The following is a 22,300-nucleotide window of genomic DNA, read 5'->3' as shown; positions in this document are numbered from 1 at the left end:
GAAAGATACCGAACGGTCGCATCATCGTGAGGCTCCGGAATCCCGCATACCTGGTGGAATACGTCGTACCGTCCGTGCCGGGAACTACCGCTGTGTGCCGATCGAGGCGGCGCGCGCAGAGGTCGGGCTTCCTTCCCGCCAGGTTTCGTCACATTCCTTCCACGCCAACTCCCTGACCGGCCCACCGTGCGCAGGAGCTGGGACGCCCGCCATCCCGAATGGCGACCGGCGCCGCTGGAAACAACCGTGCCCGGCGTCTTCGCGGCGGGCGACGTCCGCAGCGGCTCGGTCAAGCGGGTTGCCTCCGCGGTGGGCGAGGGCGCTATGGCGGTGCGGCAGGTTCATGAATACTTCGAAAGGCGCTGATCTGTATGCGGTGCCGTGCGACAGGAGATGTCGACGGTTCTGCACTGACGAGTGAGCACCCAGCACACTCGATTGCCGCATCGGCCCACGCGCGACACGCCGATCGGTGTACTATTCAGGATGGGCGCGCGCAGCATCGCATCGGCACGCGGGAACCATGATCTCTAAGCAGTTCACGGGCTCGCGGTAGACAGACGCGATCGGTCAGCATTCGAGATTGGGCACCGAAGCCGCCGCGGTTTCGAGGTCGGCGCGCGACCTCGGCCGCCTAACCTCACGGACTCGATCCGCATGAACCAGCAACTGTTGAGTTCACACGTCAATGACCCGCTCGCCCGCGCCCAGTTGTCGTCGATGCACGCCCTGTGCGCCCTGTCGACGATGCTCTTCGCCGAACACCAGGACCTGGACATCCTGCGGATCGCCGCGGAGGCGGTGCCCTCGCTCGGGTGCTGCCGCACGCTGGCGAGTTATCACACCATCGACGGCGAATTTCTGCCCTACCCGCCGCTACCTGCGCGGCCCGACCTCGACACTCAGATCCGCGCGCAGGATGGTGAAGGCAAAGTCGATCTGTCCGACGGCCAGTGGGGCTGGGCGTTCACCCTGTCGAGCGTGACCGGAACATGCGGCTCGCTGCTTGTCGCTGCCGACCACGAACCACCGGCGGACGAGATCTTCCTGCTCACCGTGCTGGCTCAGTTGACCGGTGCGGCGCTCGCGAATGCCGCACTCCGTGAACGGTCGGTCGCCCACGCCATCCAATTAGCCGAGATCAACCAGCACCTATCCGACAGTGTGGTCCGACTGGAGAGCCAGATGCGGGTACACGAAGTGCTCGCCGGCGCTGCGGCGTACGGCGGCGGGGAGCACGGGATCGCGGACGCCCTCGCTCAGGTGTCCGGGCTACCCGTAGCGATCGAAGACCCCTTCGGCAACCTGAGGGCCTGGTCCGGGCCGGGTCTGCCGGATCGTTACCCGAAACCCTCACCGCAGCAACGTGAGCAATTGCTGCACCGGCTCGCCACAGCCAACGCGCCTCTGCGCATACACGACCGGGTAATCATCCTGGTGAAACCGCGCGCCGAAATCCTCGGCACACTCGCGCTGATCGACCCTGACCATCGGGTGACCGACGAGAACCTCTTCGCCCTCAGCTACGGCAGTACCGTTCTCGCGCTCGAACTCTCGCATCAACGCAATGTCGCCGAGATCGAGCTGCGACTGCGCCGCGACCTGGTCGACGATCTGCTGTCCGGTACCGACAACGACAACGACAGCGCCTTCGCCAGGTCCGAGGCATTGGGACACGACCTGCACGGTCAGCACTACCTCGTCCTGGTGCACAGCACTGACAGCGCGGTCACCGAGGCGGTAGGCCGTGCCGCGACCGCTCTGGACCTGGACTACATTCCGGGACGCCACGCCGGGATGGTGGTGCTGATCACCGACCGCCGACCCGATCCGGTGGCCCTGCACCACGCGATCCGCGAACAGCTCGACATGACACCGGTGGCCATCGGTATCAGCGGCCGCTGCGACCAGCCGAGCCATTTCGCCAGTGCCTTCGCCGACGCGCACCGCGCCATCAATATCCGGCTGCGATCCCGAATACCCGACGGCGCGACCGCATTCGACGAACTCGGCTTCTACCGCCTGGTCGACGCCGCCCATACCGACGGCCGAGTCGAAGAATTCATGTGTGAATGGCTCGGCGCGCTCCTCGACTATGACCGAACCCGCAACACCGACCTCGTCCACACCTTGAGCCAATACCTCGAATGTGGCGGCAGCTACGACGATTCCGCCGCCGCACTGCACATCCACCGCAGCACCCTGCGCTATCGCCTCGGGCGCATCCGGGAACTCACCGGCCTCGACCTGCGCGACGTCAACACCCGCTTCAACCTGCATGCCGCGACCCGTGTCTGGCAATTCCTGTCCGCCGTACACCTCCCAGGCGAGACCTGATATCAGCGCTGCAGACTCGGAGTCGGATCCGATGTCGCCCGGTCGGCTCCCGGCCGGGCGGTCATGCCGAGGCGATGATCGAGGCCGAGGTCGGCGACGCGGAGGGCGGCCAATTCGAGCGCGAGTTCGTTGTCGGCAGTGCCGTGGTCGCTCAGGATCTCGTCGAGGACCATTCCGTTCACCGCTTGCTCGCGTGTCACAATGCGATATTCGCCAGCCAGCTGAGTTCCCAGCTGCCGCCATCGAAGTCGGGCACGTAGCGCGCGATTTCCGGAGTGATGTCGCTGGTGGTGAATAGGTCGGTCGTGTCGAGTGCCATGATTCGCTCTCATTCACTCTGTTCGGGATGACCCGGACAGCGGTTCGCTGGATGGCGGTGGCCGTGTCGCTCACGGCCCGAACGCGCTGCGGTCGGGTACCTCCTCACCCTCTCCAGCGTCGAGAAGTTCCAGTCCTACGCACCGGAAGCGTTCCTGCGTCGCGTGTCTCCGACACCGCTGCTGATGATGATCGCGGATCAGGACCGCCAGAGACCCGGCGCCCGATCTCGCCAATCAGATGACCGAAAGTCACGCTGTGGTATAGATGTTCCGTGCCCGGCTGCCACTGTGGTGGCTGCGTCTCGAGTGCATTGATGACCGGGTCCCAGGCGTATGCTTGTTCAAAGGTCAGCGGACCGTCGATGATCTGCAGGCCGGCCTGGTGGGAAAGCAGCCAGCGCACCGGAATTCGGTCCTCGGCGTTGGCGCCGAACTCCGGCCAATACTTGGCCACCGGTCCGTCCAGATCCGGCTCACCACGTTGCACCAGCAGATGGGCGCAGATCGCGGTAGCGCCTTTCGTGGTGGAGGCGACCCGGACGGTGGTGCTCTCGTCCCACGGCCGGTTCGTTCGGCGATCGGCCAGGCCATCCCATAGGTCGACGACTGGACGGCCATCGACGTCTAATCCGGATCGCGTCAGGCCGCGATCGCATAGCGGAACGATTGCAGCGTCCAGGACAGTTTTGTTCGACCGCAGGTTAACTGGAGTCGAAGGTCCTGTGAATCAAGAATTTTCGGTTTCGGGGTCGAGCGCCAGGGGTATCGCCGGCAATCCGGGTGGTGTGGCGTCCTGCAGGACCACCCGGAAGGGGATGCCGCGGGCCGCCCAGATGGTCGCGCAGTCGGCCATGGCCTCGGCGAACCAGTCGCGCTCGTCGGGCTGGCGGTCGAGCAGGAGCGCGGCATTGCGGATCACCACCACGTATCCCTGTGCGGCACCGACGAATTCGTCGAGGTCACGGAGGCATTCGTCGAAGGCGTCCTTGTTCTCCCCGAAGTAGTAGGGGAATTGGAAGGCGGCGGCGAACTCGTCGAAAACCTCGGTGACCGTGCGCATCTTGCGGCCGCGCAGTTCCCGGGCGAGGTAGTCGTCCGGAATCCGGTAACGGACGCCGGAGAATTCGGCCGCGCCGAGCGGCAGCACCCCGAGCACCGGAGCGGGGGCCCGGCGCTCGGCGACATCTTCGGCGGGAGCGGAGAGGAATTGCGACAGCGGCATCGGCTCGTTCATTCAGCGCATCCAGTTGGAGCGATGGTGAGATCCTCGAAGTCGGCCTCGACATAGAGGCCGAGCGTGGCGAATTCCTCGACGGGAGACCAGCTTCCATCCTGGAACAGGCCGACTCCGACGCGCACCGCGTCGGGCTGGTGCCCGGACAGGATCGCCACGCCCGCCCGTCCCTTCAGGCCCGGTTCGGCATGGCTGAGGAACCATCCGGCGTCCAGCGCGGGCGCTAGCGCGCTACGCGTTTTGCTCATCGGTCGCCCGCGTCTCCTGCAGGCAGACGATATCGGCCTCGGTCACGGCCAGCCATTCGAGCAATCCCTTGCCCGCCGCGGCACGCACCCCGTTCACGTTGCACGTACTGACGATTTTCGCCACTTCACGACCGTACAATGCGGCTGCGTCGGGAGGAACGGGCGATGACCGTCATCATCGGGATGGATCCAGACAAACGCTCGGGGACCATCGCAATTGCTGATCCATGGCGGGTCTGACCTACGGCAGGTATCGAGGTCGAACCCGGCACTGCGGCAGCATCGGCCACGCCCACCCCGAAAATTTCGGCCAATTCACTCGGCGCCACACGCACCGATTCACCTCAATGACGGACATCCAGGTGGGGACTAATTCTGTGGACATTGGCCATTGACAGTACACCGACAAATCCGACATTTGCAGCCTGTGCCGAATATGCATCGTTGCTGCATCAAAGCAGCAGATGAAATATCTCGAACACCACGGACCATTCGGCGGTTCCCGGATTCTTGACCTTCGGTGCGATCGCCACGAACGTCTGTGCGAGCGCCACGCTGAGGCCACCGGCGATCAGCGGTAGTCGGCGCTCGGTGTCCGCCGAGAGGGCGAGGTCGAGTGGGGGGCGCGCGGCGAGTTGGTTGAGCAGCGGTTGCAGCTCGATCTCCTCGTCCAGCTTCTCGAACCGATGGATGCTCTGCTGCAGTCCCGCGGTGATAGGAAGATCCCACGATTCGATCACATCTCGCGAGTTCGCCTTCGCCGACGCCTTGGCAACCAGGAACAGGTCATAGATCTTGTCGTCGATGAATTCGGTGTAGCGCTTGAGATCATTGCGGTCCACCTGCAGCCCGGCCGCGGCACGGAAAAAACGCTGAAACTTGACAACTCCCATCACCGGCATTTCGGTCAGCTCCTATCGAAGTATTCGTGGATATGGCGCACCGCCATCGCGCCTTCACCAACGGCGGACGCGACTCGTTTGACCGAGCCGCTACGGACATCGCCCACAGCGAAGACGCCGGGCCTGCTTGTTTCGAGTGGTAGCGGTCGGCGGCCGGAATCGCGCTGCTGCTCGGACGGGTACACCGCGTCCGGGCCGGTACGGACAAAGCCGTGCGCGTCGAGCGCGACGGTGTCCGCCAACCACCCGGTGTACGGGGTGGCGCCGATGAAAACGAACAGGGCGTGCACCGCGAGCTGGTCCCGTTTCCCGGTGCGGATGTTCTCGACCACGATTGCTTCGAGGTCGTTGACGCCGGTGACCTCGCGCACCTCGGTGTTGCGGTGCACCGTCACGCGCGGGTGCTGCTCGATCTGCTCGACCAGATACCGGGACATGCTCTTGCCGAGATCGCCACCTCGGATGAGTACGTGCACGTGTTCGACACGACCGGCGAGAAACACCGTTGCCTGCCCGGCGGAGTTACCGCCGCCGACGATAGCTACAGGGTCCACGCCGCACATCGCAGCCTCTTGATGGGTCGCGGCGTAGTACACGCCGGTGCCCTCGAAATGCTCGATTCCGGTCACGGCGAGTCTGCGATAACGGGCGCCGGTGGCCAGGACGACGGTGCGGCCGAGTAGCGCGCCGCCCTCGGCCAGTCGCAGCAGATGGTGTCCATCTTCGGCTTCCAGCCCGACTACCTCCGCGGACACCAGCAATCGAGCACCGAACTTTCCGGCCTGGATGACCGCGCGCTCGGCCAGCTCGGTGCCGGAGATACCCGCGGGAAAGCCCAGATAGTTCTCGATCCGCGAGGACGTGCCCGCTTGCCCACCCGCCGCGATCGCCTCCAGCACCGAGGTGTCGAGCCCGTCCGATGCGCCGTACACCGAGGCGGCCAGGCCGGCTGGGCCGGCACCCACCACGATCAGGTCACACACCTCACGCAGCGTGGTCGGCACGGGTAGGCCGATGAGGTGCCCCAATTCGGCATTCGTCGGATTGCGCAGCACCCGCTCGCCACGCCAGATGACGACCGGGGTGTCCTCGGGTGCGACACCGAGATCACGCAGGAGTTGTTCGGCCCTCCTGTCGCGCTCGAGGTCGATCCAGGTGTGCGGCAGTCGGTTTCGTACCGCGAACTCGCGTAGTCGCTGGGTGTCGGGCGAGTAGCAGGAACCGATGATTCGGAACCCGGAGACGATACCGAGCAGCCGGCAGCGCCGGATCAGATACGCGCGCAGAATGAGATCGCTGAGCACCGGGTCGTGTTCGACCAGCGCGCGTATCCGCTGGACCGGGACGACCAGCACCTCGCCGTCTTCGGTCATCTCCGCGGTGTAGAACGCGACCTGACCTTTCAGCAGGCCCAGCTCTCCGAGGAATCGGCCGGGCCCGTGGATGCGTAGCACCCGGCGTTGCCCCGCATCGTCGTCGATGATCGCGACGGTGCCGGACAGGATCACGAAGAACTCGTCGCTCGGCGCGCCGGTGCGAACCAACGTCTCACCGGCGCGCACGGCTCGCTGGGTGCCGCCGACGGCGAGCGTCGCCACCTGCGCGTCCGACAATCGCGGATACGCACCGACATCGTCGGGGGTTTCGACGTTCATCAGACGAAGTTCTGGTGGACGTAGCACCAGCGCCAATTCTCGCCGGGTTCCATCGATTCGACGATGGGGTGGCCGGTCCCGGCGGCGTGGGCTCGCGCGTGCCGCATCGGGGACGAGTCGCAGCACCCGACGTTCCCGCAGGTCAGGCACAGCCGCAGATGCAGCCATGGTGTGCCGAGCCGAAGACACTCCTCGCAGCCCTGTGGTGTCCGCGGCGCCACTGGCCGGATCGCAGCGACGTGGGGATCGGTATTGATGGAGGTCATGCGGTCACGCCCTTATCTGCTCGATCGGAGAGGGCCTGGTCCAGCCATCTCCGCAGTTCCGGTATCGGAGCAGCGCCCGCCTGCCGGGCCAGCGCCTCGCCACGGTCGAGCACTAGCAAGGTCGGCACCGCCCGCACGACCAACCGCTCGGCGGTTCGCGGTGCGGCATCGATGTCGACCTTGACCAGCTTCAACCGACCTGCCCGTTCGGTCGCGAGCTGTTCGAGTGCCGGGCTGACCATCAGACAGGGCTGGCACCAGGTCGCCCACAGGTCGACAAGGACTGGCACCGAAGACTTTCCGGTCACCTCGGTGAAGTCGTCGTCGCCGGCCGTGACGACCCACGGCAGTGATTTGTGGCAGTTACCGCAGCGCGGTGTGCCCTCCGCCGCGGCCGCAACCCGATTGAACTTCCCGCAGTTGGGGCATTTGATCTTCGCGGTTTCCATGGTCGTACCTCGTTGTCATGCCGCGATCGCGGGCGTTGTGTACGCGACCGCGAGATCGGCACCGTCCACGGTGACAGTGACGGCGCCGCCCTGACCGATATCGCCGCGCATAAGCGCCCGGCCGATCTTCGTCTCGACTTCGTGCGCGATATAGCGGCGCAACGGCCGCGCACCGTAGACCGGATCGAATCCGTGCTGGGCGATGAGCCTGCGTGCCTGCGGGGTGATGTCGAGCCTGATCTGCCGTTCCGCCAGCCGACGTCGGAGTTCTTCGAGCTGAAGCTCGACGATGTGCTCGATCTGCGGCAGCGTCAGCGGCGTGAACAGCACGATGTCATCGACGCGGTTGAGGAACTCGGGGCGGAAGTGCCCCCGTAGCTCGGCGAGCACCCGATCCCGTGCGTCCGGCTTGATTTCGCCGTGGGCGGTGACACCGTCGAGTAGGTGCTGGGAGCCGATATTCGAGGTCATGATGACCACGGTGTTGCGGAAATCGACCTGTCGGCCTTGCGAATCGGTGATCCGACCGTCGTCGAGCACCTGCAACAGGGTATTGAATACGTCGGCGTGCGCCTTCTCGATCTCGTCGAACAACACCACCGAGTACGGCTTGCGGCGCACCGCCTCGGTGAGCTGCCCGCCCTCGTCATAACCGACGTAGCCGGGAGGCGCACCGATCAATCTGCTAACCGTATGCCGCTCCTGGTACTCGCTCATGTCCAGGCGCACCATATTGTCTTCGCTGTCGAAAAGCGCCGCGGCCAAGGTCTTCGCGAGTTCGGTCTTGCCGACACCGGTGGGTCCGAGGAAGATGAACGATCCGATCGGCCTGCGTGGGTCGCGGATTCCCGACCGGGCCCGGATCACCGCGTCCGCGACGAGTTGCACTGCCTCCTCCTGCCCGACCACCCGCTCGTGCAGGATTTCATCGAGCCGTAGCAACTTCTCCCGCTCGCCCTCCTGTAGCCGGGCCACCGGGATTCCGGTCCATGCGGCGACGATTTCGGCGATCTCGTCCTCGGTGACAACCTCGCGTAGCAGCGGCTGCTTGCCCTGCTTGGCCCGCAATTGTTCCTCGGCCGCTTGCAGATTGCGTTCCAGGTTGGTGATCTCGCCGTAGCGCAACTCGGCCGCGCGGTTGAGGTCGTAATTGCGTTCGGCCTCTTCGGCTTCGTGGCGCAGTCGCTCGAGTTGTCCGCGCAATTCCTGCACCCGCCGGATCGCCTGCCGTTCGGCCTCCCATTGGGCGTGCCTCGAGTCGGCCTCGGCCCGCAGATCGGCAAGTTCCTTTCGAAGCTCCTCGAGGCGAGCCTTGCTGGCCGCGTCGTTCTCCTTGGACAGTGCCGCCTCTTCGATCTCGAGCCGGGTCACCTTTCTGGTGAGTTCGTCGAGTTCAGCTGGCATCGAGTCGATTTCGGTGCGCATCCGAGCACATGCCTCATCGACCAGGTCGATGGCTTTGTCCGGCAGGAAGCGGTCGGTGATGTAGCGATGCGACAGTGTCGCGGCCGCCACCAGCGCGCCGTCCTGGATCTTCACGCCGTGGAAGACCTCGAGCCGTTCGCGCAGGCCGCGCAGGATGGACACCGCGTCCTCCACGCTGGGCTCATCCACCAGCACAGTCTGGAATCGACGTTCCAGTGCCGCATCGGATTCGATGTGCTTGCGGTACTCGTCCAGGGTGGTGGCCCCGATCATGTGCAGCTCGCCGCGGGCGAGCATCGGCTTGAGCATATTGCCCGCGTCGAGGGATCCTTCACCGCCGACCGATCCCGCACCGACCACGGTATGGAGCTCGTCGACGAAGAGCAGTATGCGGCCCTCGGCCGCCTTCACCTCCGACAGCACGGCTTGCAGACGCTCCTCGAACTCGCCTCGATATTTCGCCCCCGCGACCAGCGAACCCATATCCAGGGAGAAGATCGTTTTGTCGCGCAGGCCTTCCGGCACATCGCCACGGACGATGCGCTGTGCCAGGCCCTCCACGATCGCGGTCTTGCCGACGCCAGGATCGCCGATCAATACCGGATTGTTCTTGGTCTTTCTGCTCAAAATCTGCGTCACCCTGCGGATCTCGGCGTCTCGTCCGATGACCGGGTCCAGCTTGCCCGCGCTTGCTTCGGCGACGAGGTCGCGGCCGTATTTCTCCAGTGCCTCGTAAGCGCCCTCCGGGGTCGCCGAGGTCACTCGCTGATTGCCGCGGACCGTGGTGAGCGCCTGCAGGAACGACTCTCTGGTGATGCCCTGACGCGCGAGGATCCGGCCCGCCGCAGTGCCCGATCCCTCTTCGGCCAGCGCCATTACCAGGTGCTCCACCGAAACGTAGGAGTCCTTGAGCCGCTTGGCTTCTCGTTCGGCCGATTCGAGCAGCGCTGCCAATCGCTGGGTGACCATCACCTGCCCCGGTGCCGCGCCCGGACCACTGACCTTGGGCCGTCGGGCCAACTCGCGATCCAGGTCAGCGCGCAACGCGTCGAGATCCGCCCCCGCTTGGTCGAGCAGCCGGGGCACCAGCCCGTCGCGCTGGTCGATCAAGGCGAGCAGCAGATGCTCGCCGTCCACCTCGCTGTGCCCCGATCGCGTGGCCGCGTTCTGCGCTTCGCTCAAGGCTTCCCGAGATTTCTCCGTCAGCTTGCTGGTGTCCATCGCGACGTCCTCCTTCGACGAGGATCGGCTTCGAGTTCTTCGATTCGCTTCAGCAGATCGAGCACCAACCCGATTGCCGCATAGTTCAATCCGAGCCCGGACCGCAAGCGCTGAATTCGGGCGACGACCGCCATCGCGGACGGCTCGAAGCGAAGTTCGTTACCTTCGCGGGCACCGTCGAGCAGTCCGAGCGCGACCAATCTGCGCACCATGTCCGGATGCAGACCGGACCGCCGCGAAAACTCGTCGAGCCGCAACCCCGGTCGCCGCACGAGCAGGTATTGCGGTGTGGGCGCACTCATTGCTCTCTCCTCGGATCGAAGGTCGATTCGGCGGCCAACTGCTCGAACAACTCCCGTTCCCGCGCGGTCGGTTTCGATGGCACCATGACCTTGACCTCGGCGTACAGGTTGCCGTCGGTCCCGCGAGCGTTGGGCATGCCCGCGCCTCGCAATCGCAGCTTGCGCCCGGTCGAGGAGCTCGGCGCCACTTTGACTTTTGCCTCGCCGCTCGGAGTGGGGACTGCGACGGTGGCGCCGAGTACCGCCTCCCACGGGGAGACGGGCAGGTCGACGTAGATGTCGCGGCCGACCAACCGGAAGCGCGGATGTGGCTTGATGTGCACGACCAGGTAGAGATCCCCGGCAGGCGCGTCACCACTGCCTCTGCCGCCCTGCCCGGCCAGCCGGATCCGCTGGCCGTCGATCACCCCGGCCGGGATATCGACGTCGTAGCTGCGCCCGTCTAGCCCGATCTTGCGCTTGCCGCCGCGGTAGGCCTCCTCGACGGTCAGCTCCAGGACCGCCTCCTGATCGGCACCCGGAATCGGTCCGTATCCGCCGCCTCGGCCACCGAAGATATCGCCGAATATGTCGCCGAAGTCGACGTTGCCGTCGAAACCGCGACCGACGTGCACGCGGGTCCCGCCACCGAAACCACTCCTGCCGCCACCGAAACCACCGGCGGCCGCGCCGACCCGTTCGTCGTAGTCCTGTGGCACCCGCCGGAAGTCCTCGCCGAAGCGGTCGTAGCGACTCCTCGTCGCCGGATCGGAGAGAACCTCGTACGCTTCGCTGACCTCCTTGAACCGATCCTCTGCCGCTGGATCGGAATTCACATCCGGGTGATATCGCCGCGCCAACTTGCGATATGCCTGCTGAATCTGGTCCCTGTCGGCGTCGCGGGAAACCCCGAGGACGTCGTAGTAGTCGCGCGCCATCGACGCTCACCCCTCGCGTCTGCTGACGATCACGGCCGCCGGACGCAGCTGCCGTCCGTTCTCGCCGTATCCGGGGCGAACCACCTCGACCACGGTCCCCGGCGGGAAATCGGGCCGGTCGACCACGCTGACCACCTCGTGCATTTCCGGGGAGAACGGCACCCCCACCTCCGAATGCCTTGGGTAGCCGAGCTGTTCGAGTACCTGCACCGCTTGGTCCCGGATCGCGCGGACGCCCGCGACGAGTGGGTCCGCCTCGCCGTTCGCGTGCGCCAGCGCCAGTTCCAAGTTGTCCAGCATCGGTAGCCAGGCGGCCGCCACCTTCGATCGTTCGGCCGCGCGCTCTCGATCGAGATCTCTGGCATAGCGCTTTCGTAGGTTGTCCAGATCGGCGGCCGTGCGGCGCCAGCGATCTTCCAACTCAGCGATCTGGGCGTCGGGTGGTTCCGGCGCTGCACCCGGATCAGGTACATCGGCAGGCGACTGGTCCGCGGAGGTATCCATCGGAAATCCCTCAACTCCGGTCGAACTCGGCGTCTATCACGTCGTCGTCAGCGGGTGAGCCCGCGCCCCCGCCCGTACCGGCGGTGCCCGCGTAGCTCGATTGTCGGTCGCCACCGGATTGCGCGGGCTGCAACCCGTACTGCAATTGCTGCAGTTCCGAGGTGAGCGACTGCACCCGATCCAGTGGCGCTTCTTCTTTGACGGCCTGTCTAGCGTCGGCGATCAGCATCTCGGCGCGTGCTCGCTCGTGCGGCGGCGCGCTGTCACCGAGTTCGGCCAGGCGCCGCTCCACCTGGTACGCGGCCGAATCCAACGCGTTGCGGGCATCGACGGCCTTGCGTAGTTCCTCGTCTTCGCGGCGGTGCTGCTCGGCCTCGGCGAGCATCCGGTCCACCTCGCTCTGGTCGAGATTGGACTGCTCGCTGATAGTGATGCTCTGCTCTTTGCCGGTGTCCTTGTCGCGCGCGGTGACATTGAGGATGCCGTTGGCGTCGATGTCGAAGGTGACCTCGACCTGCGCCTGGCCGCGTGGCGCCGGCCGGATGTCCTCCAGCCGGAACCGGCCGAGTACGCGGTTGTCGGAGGCGCGCTCGCGTTCGCCCTGCAGCACCACCACATCGACAGCGCGCTGGTTGTCCTCCGCAGTGGAGAAGACTTCGCTGCGCCGGGCCGGGATGGTGGTATTGCGCTCGATGATCTTCGTCATCACCCCGCCCTGAGTCTCCACGCCGAGCGACAGCGGCGTGACGTCCAGCAGCAGCACATCGGAGACCTCGCCCTTGAGCACGCCCGCCTGGACCGCCGCGCCGAGCGCGACGACCTCGTCGGGGTTGACGCTCATATTCGGATCCTTGCCGCCGGTCAGCCGCCGCACCAGCGCCTGTACCGCCGGGATGCGGGTGGATCCGCCGACCAGGATCACCTCGTCGATGTCGTTGGCGGTGATTTTGGCGTCCTTCATGGCCTGCTCCACCGGGCCGAGGCAGCGCTGCACCAGATCCGCGGTCAAGTCCTCGAACTTCGAGCGCATGATCGTGGTGGTGAGGTGCTTGGGTCCGTTCGCATCGGCGGTGACGAACGGCAGATTCACCTGTGTCTGTGTCACCGAGGACAGCTCGACCTTGGCCTTCTCCGCTGCCTCGAAAAGTCGTTGCAGCGCTTGCGGATCGGCACGCAGGTCGATGTGCTCCTGGCGCTGGAATTCGTCGGCGAGATAGTCGACGATGCGTCGGTCGAAGTCGTCGCCGCCCAGATGGGAATCACCCGCGGTGGAGCGGACCTCGACCACTCCGTCACCGACGTCGAGCAGGCTGACATCGAAGGTGCCCCCGCCGAGATCGAATACGAGCACCGTCTCGTGGGTCTGCTTGTCCAATCCGTACGCCAAAGCGGCGGCAGTCGGCTCGTTGATGATGCGCAGGACGTCGAGTCCCGCGATCCGGCCCGCGTCCTTGGTGGCATTGCGCTGTGCGTCGTTGAAGTAGGCGGGCACGGTGATCACCGCTTCTTTGACCCGCTCCCCGAGATATTTGCTCGCGTCGTCGGCCAGCTTGCGCAGCACCAGCGCGCTGATCTCCTCGGGCGCATACTTCTTGCCTCGCACATCGAATCGGGCAACGCCGCCCTCGCCCTCGACGACGTCGAAGCTCACCGCCTTGGCTTCCTCCGATATTTCGTCGAAGTGGCGGCCGATGAATCGCTTCGCCGAATAGATCGTGCCCTTCGGATTCAAAATCGACTGTCTGCGGGCAAGCTGACCGACAAGCCGCTCACCACTTTCAGTGAACGCAACCACTGATGGTGTGGTGCGCGCGCCCTCGGCATTGGCGATCACCACCGGCTCGCCGCCCTGCCAGCTCGCGATGACAGAATTCGTCGTCCCCAGATCGATTCCTACAGCAGTGGCCATATCAATTCCTTCGGATCGGCGCGACCGGCCGGCCGCCGGATATTCGACACCATCAATCCTTCCGGCCACACCGAAGGCACGACACGGTCCGACAAGGCGAAAAACGCGAAACCGATTGGTCCTGCCGGAACAGAGGCAATCAACTATGGATCGCGAAGATGTTGTCGCAGCGATCGACCACGCCGTCGAGCAGTGGGATCGGGTCAACCTGCAACCCTCGGTGGCGCTGCTCCTCGGCACCGCGGGCACCATGATCACTGCCCGATTTTTCGATTTGTCCGATACGAGCAGTATTGGGTCAGATCGAATCGAGAGTCCGGGGGCCGGTTGGGGATCCGGCTGCCGACGCTCGACATCGATCTTGGAGATCGTCAGGATAGGTAACCAGCGCGACGATGACCAGGAACAACCCGGTGGTGACGGCCGGTCCGAAACCGAGTCCGCCGTTGTCACGATCCTGCGTCAGCAGGTCGCCCAGGGAGGCGCCGAGCGGCCGGGTGAGCTTCGCCCGCTGAGCCGGAAAGCGAATTACCCGCTTCCGGCTGGTACCGGTTGATGGTAGCTGGCTTCGTATTCATCGGGTGATCGCCAGCCGAGTTTCTTTTGGATACGTTGGGTGTTGTACCAGCAGTCGATATAGCCGAACCGTGCGTTTTCGGCGGCTTCGCGGGTGCGCCACGAGTTGCGATAGACCAGTTCGGCCTTCAGGGTGGAGAAGAAGTTCTCCATCAACGCATCGTCGCAGTCGGCGACCGATCCCATGGATTGAGCAATCCCGTTGTCGGCCAACCGATTAGCGAAGCGGAACGCCATGTAGGTCGAACCCCTGTCGGAGTGATGAACCAGCTCATCCTCACGCACGTCCCGTGACCAGACGCTTTATTCGAGCGCGCCGGCACCACGTCGGTGTCACAGCGATCCGCCGTCTTCCACCCTACGATCCGGTCGGAGAACGCATCACGGACCGCGGCCAGCCAGAACACGCCTTCCCCGGTCGGGATGCGCGTGGCATCGGCCACCCACAGCTTGTTCGGGCCGTCGAAGTCGCGCTCGACCAGATCCGGCGCCGGCGTGGCCCGCAGATCCTGTCGCGTCGAGGGTATACGCCACCTGCCGCCGCAGGAACGCGCCCTGCAGACCAGCGTGGCTCCGTTTGCCGCCGACGGAGATGCCGCGGCGGGCCGGTGTCGCATGCACCCTCAGCGACCCGAAGGTCCCGCCAGAACTGGCTCGACCCGCTCGCGCAGGGCGGGGGCCTCGCCGTAGCGGTCGATGACCTGTTGGAAGGAGGCCAGCGGGGTCGGCGGGCCAGCCCAGCTCGCCAGCGTGTCCTCCGGGAATGTCACTCGCCACCGACTCTCACCGCGCTCGACAGTCAGCTTGCGGCGGGATGCGAGACGAATTTCCAGACGCCGTAGCGGATCAAGAAGATCGCGGCCGCGATGGCGAGCAGGAGCAGCGCCAGCACACCGAGCTCTAGCAGGAGACGGTTCAACTCGCGGTCCGATTGTGGCTTCTCAAACTCCGCGGTCACGATCAGCATCCGCCGGACAGTGGCGATCAACCCGATGTACACGAATGGCTCGGCAGCGATCTCGTGGTGCAAGAAGTCGGTACGCAGGGTGTAGGCGAGTTCTGCGATGATGAGGGTGAGCAGAGTGCGTTCCAGTACGAGCACACCACCCTCGAGCGTGCTCACCTGGCGGGTCACGACTTGGATGACTGCCCCGAATGTGCCGATCACCACGAAGACGGCCGCCGCCGCGAGCAGCAGGAAGGCGATCCCGTAGATCACCTCCTCAAAGCGGCGGACCAACATTCCGACGACAGCGCCGAGTCCGCCGCGTGGGACGCTGTCGTCCCGGTCAGTCATCGCCTGGCACCTGTGAGCAAGGCCGCTCCGTGGGCTGATAGCACCGCCAGGGCCATGTTCCCCAGCGATTCATGCGGTGAACAGGACGCACTGATGAGTGGGAGCGGTCGGGAACCTGCGCAAGGCGGCCACAAGAAGAAGCGTCCACGGCAGTCATGCCGCGCACGCAAGAGATCTGTTTACCCGCCACGTGGCCGCACCGGCGTGGACGCTGCTGGTCTTCCAGGATCACCCCCGAGGCGCCCAGCATCTGCAACTGCTCGACCACGTGGCATGCGATCTCCACGTCGGCGTATCCGTCGTCGATGTCGACTAGCAGACGCCGGTCCGGAAACGCCAGACGCAACCGCTGCACGAACCCGACCATGTCGGGCCAGGCGATGAACCCGATATCGGGGAGCCCGTAGTAGGAAGCAGCGAACCCGAAACCGGACACGAACATTCCTTCGAAATACTGCGCGGCGATCGATGCCGAATACATGTCGAAAATCCCGACCAACGGGGTCACCTCCGAACAGCCGATCTCCTCGCGTAACGCAGTGCCGTACCGCATGATCTTCTGCCTCCCGTCTGCGCAGGGACGCTCGGCCGGTGAGACCGGCCGCCTGTCACGATGGCTGAATCCGATGGAACAGCTCGGCTTCGGCTCGCCCCCGAGTGTGGCGATGCAACAGCACGGACCTGGTGTCGCCAACCTTGCGCTGGAGGGAACCGATACCTACAGACTGCTCCTTCGCCGCTGAGAACGCAGTCGACATGCCGCGGCGCTCGACGCGGCCGTCGAGCGCGGTGTTCGACGCGGCCGAGCTGCTGTGCGCGGTGTGGGCGGCGGTTGGTCGTGTGCCTAGACCGAGCGAGGTCGACGAGGTGCTCGGGCTGCCGATGCTGGGCGACGTTAGTCGGGGGCAGCACCTGTCGAGCAGGTGTCGCCACGGACGTCGTGCTGACGCGGCTGCGCGGCCTCGCCGGCTCAGTGCGTGAGGCTGAGGACGAAGAACGGCCGATTCTTCGACCACCTCACCGACGATGTGGTGGTCAAGTTCCCTTACGGCCCGGCCAGGCGTACCCGCCGCGTTCTCCGGCAAGGACTTGGCCTCGACCGAGGTAGCCGACGAGGAACGTGCCCCCGTCTCGGTGTCCGAGGATGCTCACCCGAGGCAATCGTCCCGCGATCGTCTGCGGCCCGGTTGCCGGATGCGGTGACGGTATGGCGGTAGCGTCGGAGTTGCCGCGTGCGACTACTTCGCCGAATGCCTGTTGATGGTCGTACTCCTGGCGGGGAGGAGTCTGGGCGGCCGGCTGTCACCCGACGCGCAGGTGTGACGCTGCTGGGTAGTCCGGCTGGGAGCTTGCGCGGATTCGATACTTAGGCATCACTTTTCGATGCTGGCCAAACCGATGTCCCTGCTTTCAGCTGGCCTGCCCGACCAAGGTCGCCGGATCGAATACCAGCAGAGGCATGGCGGCAATGGCTGACCGCAGGGAGTCCACCGCGGTCTCAGCCTGGGCGCCGATCGCGGCGACTGCGTCAGCAAGCGGCTCAACAACGGGACTCACAGGTGTCGATTCGGGCGAATCCAGCACTGGGGCGGTGACTTCGATCAGCGGTGGCACGTCGGGTTTCGTCACGTCGACACCGCCGCCGAGCGCGCCGGCGATGGTACCGCCGAGCAGAGCACCGCCTGCGGCACCGACCGCGATGGCGGGCACGGCGGCGACCGCGATGCCGACCATGCACCCCAGTCCAGCGCCGATCCCGGCACCGATGGGCATTCCGACTCCGGCTGCAGCGGTGCCGATCGCGCCGCCCGCGAGGCCACCGACGACAGCCCCGACTCCGCAGCCGATACCCGCGGCGGGCACGGACACGACTTCAGCGCCCACGATCGCTGCGACGGTTCCGCCGGTGATGGTCGACGCCGCACGTCGATCCGATTCTTCGCGCGAGAAGCCGAGCGCGTCGTATCCGGCGGCGATCTGCCATTCCGCGTAGTCCAGGTACGCCTGCACCTTGTCCCGGGTCTTCGCATCGACCCAGTCCGGCAACGCCACCACGGTGTCGCCGAAGCGGACATTGTGTGGAACAGCCTGCGGCTGAGGCAGTTCCGGCTCGGTCTGCTCGGCGTCCGGATCAGTGACGGCGGGCTGCTGGATCACCGACTCGGTGTGGGGGCTGGTCTGTTGGCTGGGTCGAGGGCGGGCCGGTGGTGGGGGCGGGTCGGGAAGGTAGTCGGCCACGCTCGGCGGCGGCGCTGGGGCGGTGCTGAGTCCTGGTTGTCCGTCTCCGGGGGCTGCGAGTCCGGGCTGGCCTGTGGCTGCGGCGACGCCGTGGCCGGCGGTGGCCAGCATTGGTAGTGCGGCGAGTGCCGCGATTGTGCGTGTCATGGTCATCTGCTCGCACCTCGATCCGACCGGATACCGCCGGATCGATCCTCGGGAGCGGAACCGAACTCGCACGGTGATCACGCTGGGGGCGAGCCTACTCGGAACCGATTGGGCGGCAACCGCGCCCGCGAACCTGGCACGGAAGGTCAGAGCGTCGTGCCGCGTCGTCGGTCGCTACTCGGATCGCTGGCGCGACCGTGTCCGGGGCGCTCGTTGAGGAAGTCGACGACGTCTCGGGTGCGGTAGCGCCGGCGCGCGCCGCGGTCCTCGTACTCCGCGGCTTGGTCGATAAGGGCGCGGTATTGGGTGACGGTCGCGCCAGCGACGCCGACCAGACGGGCTATCGCGCCCAATGTCCGGTATTCCTCGGGGTTCTCGGGCATCGCGAGCCGGGCGGGCCGGCCCTCGGCGTGCCAGCGCGTCAGCCAGTCGTCGAGGCGCGCCAGGTCGTATTCGCGGTTGCGTCCGCCGCTACCGGTGCCCGCGGCACGGTCTTGATGCCCCACGGGCTCAGGGAAGCCCTGGAGGTAGACCCATTGGTTACGAACGGTGGTCAACGTCAGCCCGTGCTGTTGTGCCCATTCGGCAAGGGTCACCAACTGTGCCATGGCTTCATTGTCGGCGGCCGCTGCCCGCGGCCGCGCCCCGGCGGCCCGCGGGTGTCCGATCATGGCGGGCTCCTGGGGTTGTCGCGCCGGCGCTACAGTGGCGATGCCTTCCTTTCGTGGGGCACCCGGGCGGCTGGTATGTCCAGCCGTGGCCGCACGACCACGGGTTACCAGCCGCCCTCCCCGCGTTCAGACGCTCCAGCGATCGATGTCCTCACCGGTCACCGCTTCCACCAGCGCCGAGACCAGGATTTCCGCGACCGGCGGTGTGACAGCGTTGCCGTACTGGCGGACCTGCTCACGTTTGGTGCCCAACACGGTGTAGTCGTTGACGAACGCCATCGCCGCACCGATCTCGCCCGGCTGGAACATCCGGAACCGGACATCGGCGATGTCGCAGTCGGTGAGCGCCTCGACCACCGCGTAGCGGTCCCGCGTCGACAGCGCGCCCATCGGCCGGTCGACCGGGTACGCGGCACCGGTGCCGTAGTACGGGATCATCAGTGCCTGCCACACCTGGTGCGGCACATCGGTAGGCGGGGACACCAGGCCGTGGTGGTTGCCGCTGGCGGTCACCGTCGAGAGGGCATCGGTGACGGGGCGGGCGTCGCTGCTGCCGCCGCGCAGCTCGGTCACGAACGGCAAGAACGCCAGCCCGGTCTCGGCGCGGGTGGTCTGGGTGCGCAGCGGAACGCTCACCGGCTGAGGCTCTTTGCCGTCGCGGCCCTCCATCGGCACCACCAACGCCGGCGGCATCGTCGCCGCGTCAGTTGCTCGTAGGCGCTGAAGGAAGCGGGGCGGGATCATCAGCCCGTCGTTCTCGCGGGTCGTGCGCGCCGGGAGCGGGCTCGTGACTGGTGTTGCCTCGTCTCGCCATGTGCCTCCGGCGGGAACCGTCATCGGCAGCTGGGCGGCGTAGCGGCGTAACCCGGTCATGATCCGCGCCATTGTCTTGTCCGCCAGCGGTTTCACACGATCTCCGATGCGCTGCCCGGACAGGGTCCAGTCGATCGCTGCGGCGGCCGGAAGGGCGGGCGGCTCGAGGACATGGTTGCGGCAGCGCACGCGCGGGCAGCGGTAGACGTACTGCTGGCGGTAGCGGCCCATATCGGCGCCCTCGGTCTTGAACACCTGCATCGCCGACACCCACTCCCCGCAGTCGACGCAGAACGCCGACGGGCGCAGCCACTTCGACCAATCCGGGCTCCGCCCCAGCGACGCGTCCCAATACGCCACATACAGGCGGTCGCGGCTCTGCGGCGCGACCGGGGTTCGGATCGACTGGGCGTGCATCGAATTCAGCGCGATCACCCGCGTCTGATGGCCCAGGGCACGGATCTCCCCCAGCCACCGGTTCCACTGATCCCACGCCCGGACCTCGACCACGTTCTCGACCACCCCGGCACGGACCTTGCCGCCACGCTCGATCACCCCGCGCAGATACATCGGCACCTCCTCCATCAGGGCACGGCTACGGTCGGCCTCCTCGTCACGCGGGGTATCGAACAGGTCGCCCTGCATCGTGTGGTCGTAGTCGCGGGCCTTGCCTCGCGCCGACGACCACTGCGGACATTCCGGGCTGGCCCAGAACAAATCCGCCGCAGGCCACTTCTCCACCGGCGCCTCACGGATATCACCCAGGTGGTGATCGGTCTCGGGGAAGTTCGCCGCGTGCGTCTCGATCGCACGCGCCCAGTGATTCGCCGCACGCGAGACCCGCACCCCGGGCACCGCGTGCGCACCCTGGCTCGACCCACCCGCACCACAGAACCAATCCATCAGATCCAACATCGCTGTCTTCCTTCGATTTTCGTGGGAGAGAGGAAGTGGCCGGAGTGTCCAAGCCCCGAACCAATTCCATTTACTAGTTTACTCGTATCTATCGAATATGACTGGCGGCCAGCATGATCCGGAATCCTCGCTACCTCACTGGCAGTGCACCCGCTGTTGATGCATAGGCATCAACGCATTGATGCTCAGCCATCAATCCTCGCCGGACGTGGCGGCGGCGAAGGGCTCACGGCACACGCCGCACAGGATCGGACCGGCGTCGATGGTCTTCTGCGCGGCCCGCACCCGCCGCGCCGGCGTACAGGTACAGACCAGGGCGCGCCCGTTACGCGGGGCCTTACCGGACGTGTCACCGTCCTCGCCATCCTCTCCGCCCTCGCCTTCGGCGGGCTCGTGCTCGTCGCGGCGGTAGGCGATGATGGCGGCGTCGAGTGTGCGGATCTGCCGCTGGTAAGTGTCGGCGGTGGCATCGGGCACGATCGTGACCGTCCAGCCCCGATCGCGGTCACGTTCGACGGTGAGCCCGAATTCACGGGCGATGTCGCGGAACTTTCCATTGTGGTAAGCACCGGCGCGGCTGGTGTCGTCGATCCCACGGATACGCGCGGCACCGTGCACGGCCTCGTGCAGCAGCGTCCCGAGCACATCACGCGCACCCATCGCCAAACCCTCACCACCGACGAACAATTCAGGCATCACCTGCTGGCCGACCTTCCACCGGTCGGGACCGAAATGCCCCAGCTTCAGCACTCCGCGCCGGCCCATCGATCCCGACGCCATCGTCACCACCACATCGGGGATATCGGGATGACGGGCACGCAGATCCGCCCACACCGATTCGATCGCTACGACAAGAGGACTCGAAATGGTATTCATGCCACACCTCCGAGAATTGATTACTATGCACCAATTCTACCGAAATTGACCGCCCCACACCATATTTGACCTGCGGAAATCATGTTCCGATTGATGCGCAGCCATCACGAGATTGAACGCTATGCATCAAATATGTTGTTGCACAGCCATCAAATTCCAGTGCGGGCTGAATCTCCTTGTTGTGGTCGATCTTCGGCGCCGAGCCTCTGCCGACGTGATATCCGTGCTCGCGCCCCACTTGTGGTCTCGTCACTCGACGCACCTCGCTCCCAACGCACCGTGCCATGCCAACTCAGCCCCTTGTGGTCCCCGTCTTTGTGGTCCCCCTTGTGGTCTCTCTTCTTTGTGGTCTCCCCTCTTCTCGTTCTTCCCTTCTCCTCCCAACTGTTTGGTGGTGGTTTGTCTCCCGCCTGATCCCCACTATCTTCAGCGAAGCGGGAGATAGTGGGGATCAGGCGGGAGGCGGACCACCACCAAACCCGCAGGTCACAGCGATTTCGTATCGCACTTTCATCGCAACGCCTGTGTGCATTCATTGCGCATCCAGTGTGCATTCGTTCCGCATTCGTTCCGAATCGAAATCGATTGCCCTTCATAGGAAAAGACCCGCCCAGCAGAGTGGCTGAGCAGGCCAAGAAACCGAATCCATATCCCTGGCAATATAGAGAAGATCACGTCCGTGGCAGCGATCGTCGACTTGCCCAGCGGCAGAGCTAGTGCGGCCAGAGGGTGTTGAGGGAGAGGATGCTGAGGGTGAGTGCCCCAGCGAAGGTCGCCCCGCCGGTGTAGATGGTGGTGGCCCAGGTGCTGCCGTTGTGGCGGGTCAGCGCACCGCCAACGAAACCGGCGAGCAAGCTGGCCAGCATTGCGATGATGTACAGCAGGAACAGGACAAACAACGGGCTGGGGTGAGTCACGAGAGGGCCTCCGGAGGTCGGCGGGTTGATAGACCTCCACAACAACCCACATGGTTGCTCTCCGGCGAGGCACCAAGTTGACTAGAGTTCGGGAATGCGCATGTCAGGGGCGGGATTCCGACAGCTAAATAATCGTCGACTCGCGTCGACTCGTGCGGCTC

Annotated in this window: 24 protein-coding genes and 2 pseudogenes; 2 read left to right on the top strand and 24 right to left on the bottom strand. The window is 65.5% G+C overall.

Annotated elements, in window-relative coordinates; all coding sequences use genetic code 11:
- Positions 1 to 234: 234 nt before the first annotated feature.
- Positions 235 to 366, top strand: a pseudogene (locus ABZV44_RS30945) (thioredoxin reductase); the annotation flags it as partial.
- A 291-nt stretch (positions 367 to 657) separates the two neighbouring features.
- Complete coding sequence (locus ABZV44_RS30940; RefSeq protein WP_354843907.1) at positions 658 to 2,337, top strand: helix-turn-helix domain-containing protein; 1,680 nt, start codon at positions 658 to 660, stop codon at positions 2,335 to 2,337.
- Positions 2,338 to 2,339: 2 nt separating this feature from the next.
- Here ABZV44_RS30940 and ABZV44_RS30935 read toward each other — a convergent pair whose 3' ends face one another.
- From ABZV44_RS30935 to ABZV44_RS30820, 24 genes and pseudogenes are all read right to left on the bottom strand, one after another.
- Entirely contained in the window at positions 2,340 to 2,537 is a 198-nt protein-coding gene (locus ABZV44_RS30935) for a hypothetical protein (RefSeq protein WP_354843905.1), read from the bottom strand.
- Positions 2,534 to 2,656, bottom strand: a complete 123-nt coding sequence (locus tag ABZV44_RS30930) for a hypothetical protein (protein ID WP_354843902.1) — start codon at positions 2,654 to 2,656, stop codon at positions 2,534 to 2,536. The genes ABZV44_RS30935 and ABZV44_RS30930 overlap by 4 nt, the downstream gene beginning before the upstream one ends.
- 104 nt (positions 2,657 to 2,760) lie before the next feature.
- Positions 2,761 to 3,300 carry a serine hydrolase domain-containing protein gene (locus ABZV44_RS30925; RefSeq protein WP_354844017.1) on the bottom strand — a complete coding sequence of 180 codons (540 nt, stop codon included), beginning with the start codon at positions 3,298 to 3,300 and terminating at the stop codon, positions 2,761 to 2,763.
- 84 nt (positions 3,301 to 3,384) lie between these two features.
- Complete coding sequence (locus ABZV44_RS30920; RefSeq protein ID WP_354843900.1) at positions 3,385 to 3,891, bottom strand: barstar family protein; 507 nt, start codon at positions 3,889 to 3,891, stop codon at positions 3,385 to 3,387.
- Positions 3,892 to 3,908: 17 nt separating this feature from the next.
- A pseudogene (locus ABZV44_RS30915) lies at positions 3,909 to 4,263 on the bottom strand (endonuclease/exonuclease/phosphatase family protein); the annotation flags it as partial.
- 328 nt (positions 4,264 to 4,591) lie between these two features.
- Positions 4,592 to 5,032 carry a DUF1931 family protein gene (locus tag ABZV44_RS30910; RefSeq protein WP_354843897.1) on the bottom strand — a complete coding sequence of 147 codons (441 nt, stop codon included), beginning with the start codon at positions 5,030 to 5,032 and terminating at the stop codon, positions 4,592 to 4,594.
- 14 nt (positions 5,033 to 5,046) lie between these two features.
- Complete coding sequence (locus ABZV44_RS30905; protein WP_354843895.1) at positions 5,047 to 6,696, bottom strand: FAD-dependent oxidoreductase; 1,650 nt, start codon at positions 6,694 to 6,696, stop codon at positions 5,047 to 5,049.
- Positions 6,696 to 6,962: a UBP-type zinc finger domain-containing protein gene (locus ABZV44_RS30900; protein ID WP_354843893.1), complete on the bottom strand. Its 267-nt coding sequence runs from the start codon at positions 6,960 to 6,962 to the stop codon at positions 6,696 to 6,698. Before ABZV44_RS30900 ends, ABZV44_RS30905 begins: the two co-directional genes overlap by 1 nt.
- Positions 6,959 to 7,411 carry a thioredoxin domain-containing protein gene (locus ABZV44_RS30895; RefSeq protein ID WP_354843891.1) on the bottom strand — a complete coding sequence of 151 codons (453 nt, stop codon included), beginning with the start codon at positions 7,409 to 7,411 and terminating at the stop codon, positions 6,959 to 6,961. Before ABZV44_RS30895 ends, ABZV44_RS30900 begins: the two co-directional genes overlap by 4 nt.
- A 15-nt stretch (positions 7,412 to 7,426) precedes the next feature.
- The gene (gene clpB, locus ABZV44_RS30890) at positions 7,427 to 10,057 is read right to left on the bottom strand and encodes an ATP-dependent chaperone ClpB (protein WP_354843888.1); all 2,631 of its coding nucleotides are present in this window, start codon (positions 10,055 to 10,057) and stop codon (positions 7,427 to 7,429) included.
- Positions 10,039 to 10,359 (bottom strand): chaperone modulator CbpM, encoded by a 321-nt coding sequence (locus tag ABZV44_RS30885; protein ID WP_354843885.1) that lies wholly within the window; start codon positions 10,357 to 10,359, stop codon positions 10,039 to 10,041. The genes clpB and ABZV44_RS30885 overlap by 19 nt, the downstream gene beginning before the upstream one ends.
- The gene (locus ABZV44_RS30880) at positions 10,356 to 11,276 is read right to left on the bottom strand and encodes a J domain-containing protein (protein ID WP_354843882.1); all 921 of its coding nucleotides are present in this window, start codon (positions 11,274 to 11,276) and stop codon (positions 10,356 to 10,358) included. Before ABZV44_RS30880 ends, ABZV44_RS30885 begins: the two co-directional genes overlap by 4 nt.
- 6 nt (positions 11,277 to 11,282) lie before the next feature.
- Positions 11,283 to 11,780: a nucleotide exchange factor GrpE gene (locus ABZV44_RS30875; protein WP_354843879.1), complete on the bottom strand. Its 498-nt coding sequence runs from the start codon at positions 11,778 to 11,780 to the stop codon at positions 11,283 to 11,285.
- 10 nt (positions 11,781 to 11,790) lie between these two features.
- Positions 11,791 to 13,689, bottom strand: a complete 1,899-nt coding sequence (gene dnaK, locus ABZV44_RS30870; protein WP_354843876.1) for a molecular chaperone DnaK — start codon at positions 13,687 to 13,689, stop codon at positions 11,791 to 11,793.
- Positions 13,690 to 13,987: 298 nt separating this feature from the next.
- A complete protein-coding gene (locus ABZV44_RS30865; protein WP_354844015.1) occupies positions 13,988 to 14,155 on the bottom strand; it encodes a hypothetical protein in 168 nt (55 codons plus the stop codon).
- 62 nt (positions 14,156 to 14,217) lie between these two features.
- The gene (locus ABZV44_RS30860) at positions 14,218 to 14,550 is read right to left on the bottom strand and encodes an IS3 family transposase (protein WP_354843874.1); all 333 of its coding nucleotides are present in this window, start codon (positions 14,548 to 14,550) and stop codon (positions 14,218 to 14,220) included.
- A 338-nt stretch (positions 14,551 to 14,888) separates the two neighbouring features.
- Positions 14,889 to 15,035 (bottom strand): hypothetical protein, encoded by a 147-nt coding sequence (locus ABZV44_RS30855; RefSeq protein ID WP_354843871.1) that lies wholly within the window; start codon positions 15,033 to 15,035, stop codon positions 14,889 to 14,891.
- Between the two features lie 29 nt (positions 15,036 to 15,064).
- Positions 15,065 to 15,508, bottom strand: coding sequence for a phosphate-starvation-inducible PsiE family protein (locus ABZV44_RS30850; protein WP_354843868.1), 444 nt, complete (start codon positions 15,506 to 15,508; stop codon positions 15,065 to 15,067).
- Positions 15,509 to 15,554: 46 nt separating this feature from the next.
- Positions 15,555 to 16,115: an isocitrate lyase/phosphoenolpyruvate mutase family protein gene (locus ABZV44_RS30845; protein WP_354843865.1), complete on the bottom strand. Its 561-nt coding sequence runs from the start codon at positions 16,113 to 16,115 to the stop codon at positions 15,555 to 15,557.
- A gap of 857 nt (positions 16,116 to 16,972) precedes the next feature.
- Positions 16,973 to 17,947: a hypothetical protein gene (locus tag ABZV44_RS30840; protein WP_354843862.1), complete on the bottom strand. Its 975-nt coding sequence runs from the start codon at positions 17,945 to 17,947 to the stop codon at positions 16,973 to 16,975.
- 146 nt (positions 17,948 to 18,093) lie between these two features.
- Positions 18,094 to 18,555 carry a hypothetical protein gene (locus ABZV44_RS30835; protein ID WP_354843859.1) on the bottom strand — a complete coding sequence of 154 codons (462 nt, stop codon included), beginning with the start codon at positions 18,553 to 18,555 and terminating at the stop codon, positions 18,094 to 18,096.
- Positions 18,556 to 18,744: 189 nt separating this feature from the next.
- On the bottom strand, positions 18,745 to 20,346 hold the full coding sequence (locus ABZV44_RS30830) for a DNA cytosine methyltransferase (protein ID WP_354843856.1): 1,602 nt from the start codon (positions 20,344 to 20,346) through the stop codon (positions 18,745 to 18,747).
- Positions 20,347 to 20,538: 192 nt separating this feature from the next.
- Complete coding sequence (locus ABZV44_RS30825) at positions 20,539 to 21,222, bottom strand: hypothetical protein (RefSeq protein WP_354843853.1); 684 nt, start codon at positions 21,220 to 21,222, stop codon at positions 20,539 to 20,541.
- A gap of 713 nt (positions 21,223 to 21,935) precedes the next feature.
- Positions 21,936 to 22,139, bottom strand: a complete 204-nt coding sequence (locus ABZV44_RS30820; RefSeq protein ID WP_354843849.1) for a hypothetical protein — start codon at positions 22,137 to 22,139, stop codon at positions 21,936 to 21,938.
- Positions 22,140 to 22,300: the final 161 nt, after the last annotated feature.

This window comes from Nocardia sp. NPDC004860 (assembly GCF_040609015.1).
Taxonomy (GTDB): Bacteria; Actinomycetota; Actinomycetes; order Mycobacteriales; family Mycobacteriaceae; genus Nocardia.
This window is presented reverse-complemented; position numbering and strand designations above follow the sequence as displayed.

Bases quoted from the DNA above. Each gene is read 5' to 3' on its own strand.
- ABZV44_RS30830 (WP_354843856.1), bottom strand. From the start codon at position 20,346: ATGTTGGATCTGATGGATTGGTTCTGTGGTGCGGGTGGGTCGAGCCAG.
- clpB (WP_354843888.1), bottom strand. From the start codon at position 10,057: ATGGACACCAGCAAGCTGACGGAGAAATCTCGGGAAGCCTTGAGCGAA.
- ABZV44_RS30875 (WP_354843879.1), bottom strand. From the start codon at position 11,780: ATGGATACCTCCGCGGACCAGTCGCCTGCCGATGTACCTGATCCGGGT.
- ABZV44_RS30850 (WP_354843868.1), bottom strand. From the start codon at position 15,508: ATGTTGGTCCGCCGCTTTGAGGAGGTGATCTACGGGATCGCCTTCCTG.
- ABZV44_RS30840 (WP_354843862.1), bottom strand. From the start codon at position 17,947: ATGACACGCACAATCGCGGCACTCGCCGCACTACCAATGCTGGCCACC.
- ABZV44_RS30905 (WP_354843895.1), bottom strand. From the start codon at position 6,696: ATGAACGTCGAAACCCCCGACGATGTCGGTGCGTATCCGCGATTGTCG.
- ABZV44_RS30940 (WP_354843907.1), top strand. From the start codon at position 658: ATGAACCAGCAACTGTTGAGTTCACACGTCAATGACCCGCTCGCCCGC.
- dnaK (WP_354843876.1), bottom strand. From the start codon at position 13,689: ATGGCCACTGCTGTAGGAATCGATCTGGGGACGACGAATTCTGTCATC.
- ABZV44_RS30930 (WP_354843902.1), bottom strand. From the start codon at position 2,656: ATGGCACTCGACACGACCGACCTATTCACCACCAGCGACATCACTCCG.
- ABZV44_RS30895 (WP_354843891.1), bottom strand. From the start codon at position 7,411: ATGGAAACCGCGAAGATCAAATGCCCCAACTGCGGGAAGTTCAATCGG.
- ABZV44_RS30885 (WP_354843885.1), bottom strand. From the start codon at position 10,359: ATGAGTGCGCCCACACCGCAATACCTGCTCGTGCGGCGACCGGGGTTG.
- ABZV44_RS30825 (WP_354843853.1), bottom strand. From the start codon at position 21,222: ATGAATACCATTTCGAGTCCTCTTGTCGTAGCGATCGAATCGGTGTGG.
- ABZV44_RS30835 (WP_354843859.1), bottom strand. From the start codon at position 18,555: ATGGCACAGTTGGTGACCCTTGCCGAATGGGCACAACAGCACGGGCTG.
- ABZV44_RS30900 (WP_354843893.1), bottom strand. From the start codon at position 6,962: ATGACCTCCATCAATACCGATCCCCACGTCGCTGCGATCCGGCCAGTG.
- ABZV44_RS30845 (WP_354843865.1), bottom strand. From the start codon at position 16,115: ATGCGGTACGGCACTGCGTTACGCGAGGAGATCGGCTGTTCGGAGGTG.
- ABZV44_RS30910 (WP_354843897.1), bottom strand. From the start codon at position 5,032: ATGGGAGTTGTCAAGTTTCAGCGTTTTTTCCGTGCCGCGGCCGGGCTG.
- ABZV44_RS30920 (WP_354843900.1), bottom strand. From the start codon at position 3,891: ATGAACGAGCCGATGCCGCTGTCGCAATTCCTCTCCGCTCCCGCCGAA.
- ABZV44_RS30880 (WP_354843882.1), bottom strand. From the start codon at position 11,276: ATGGCGCGCGACTACTACGACGTCCTCGGGGTTTCCCGCGACGCCGAC.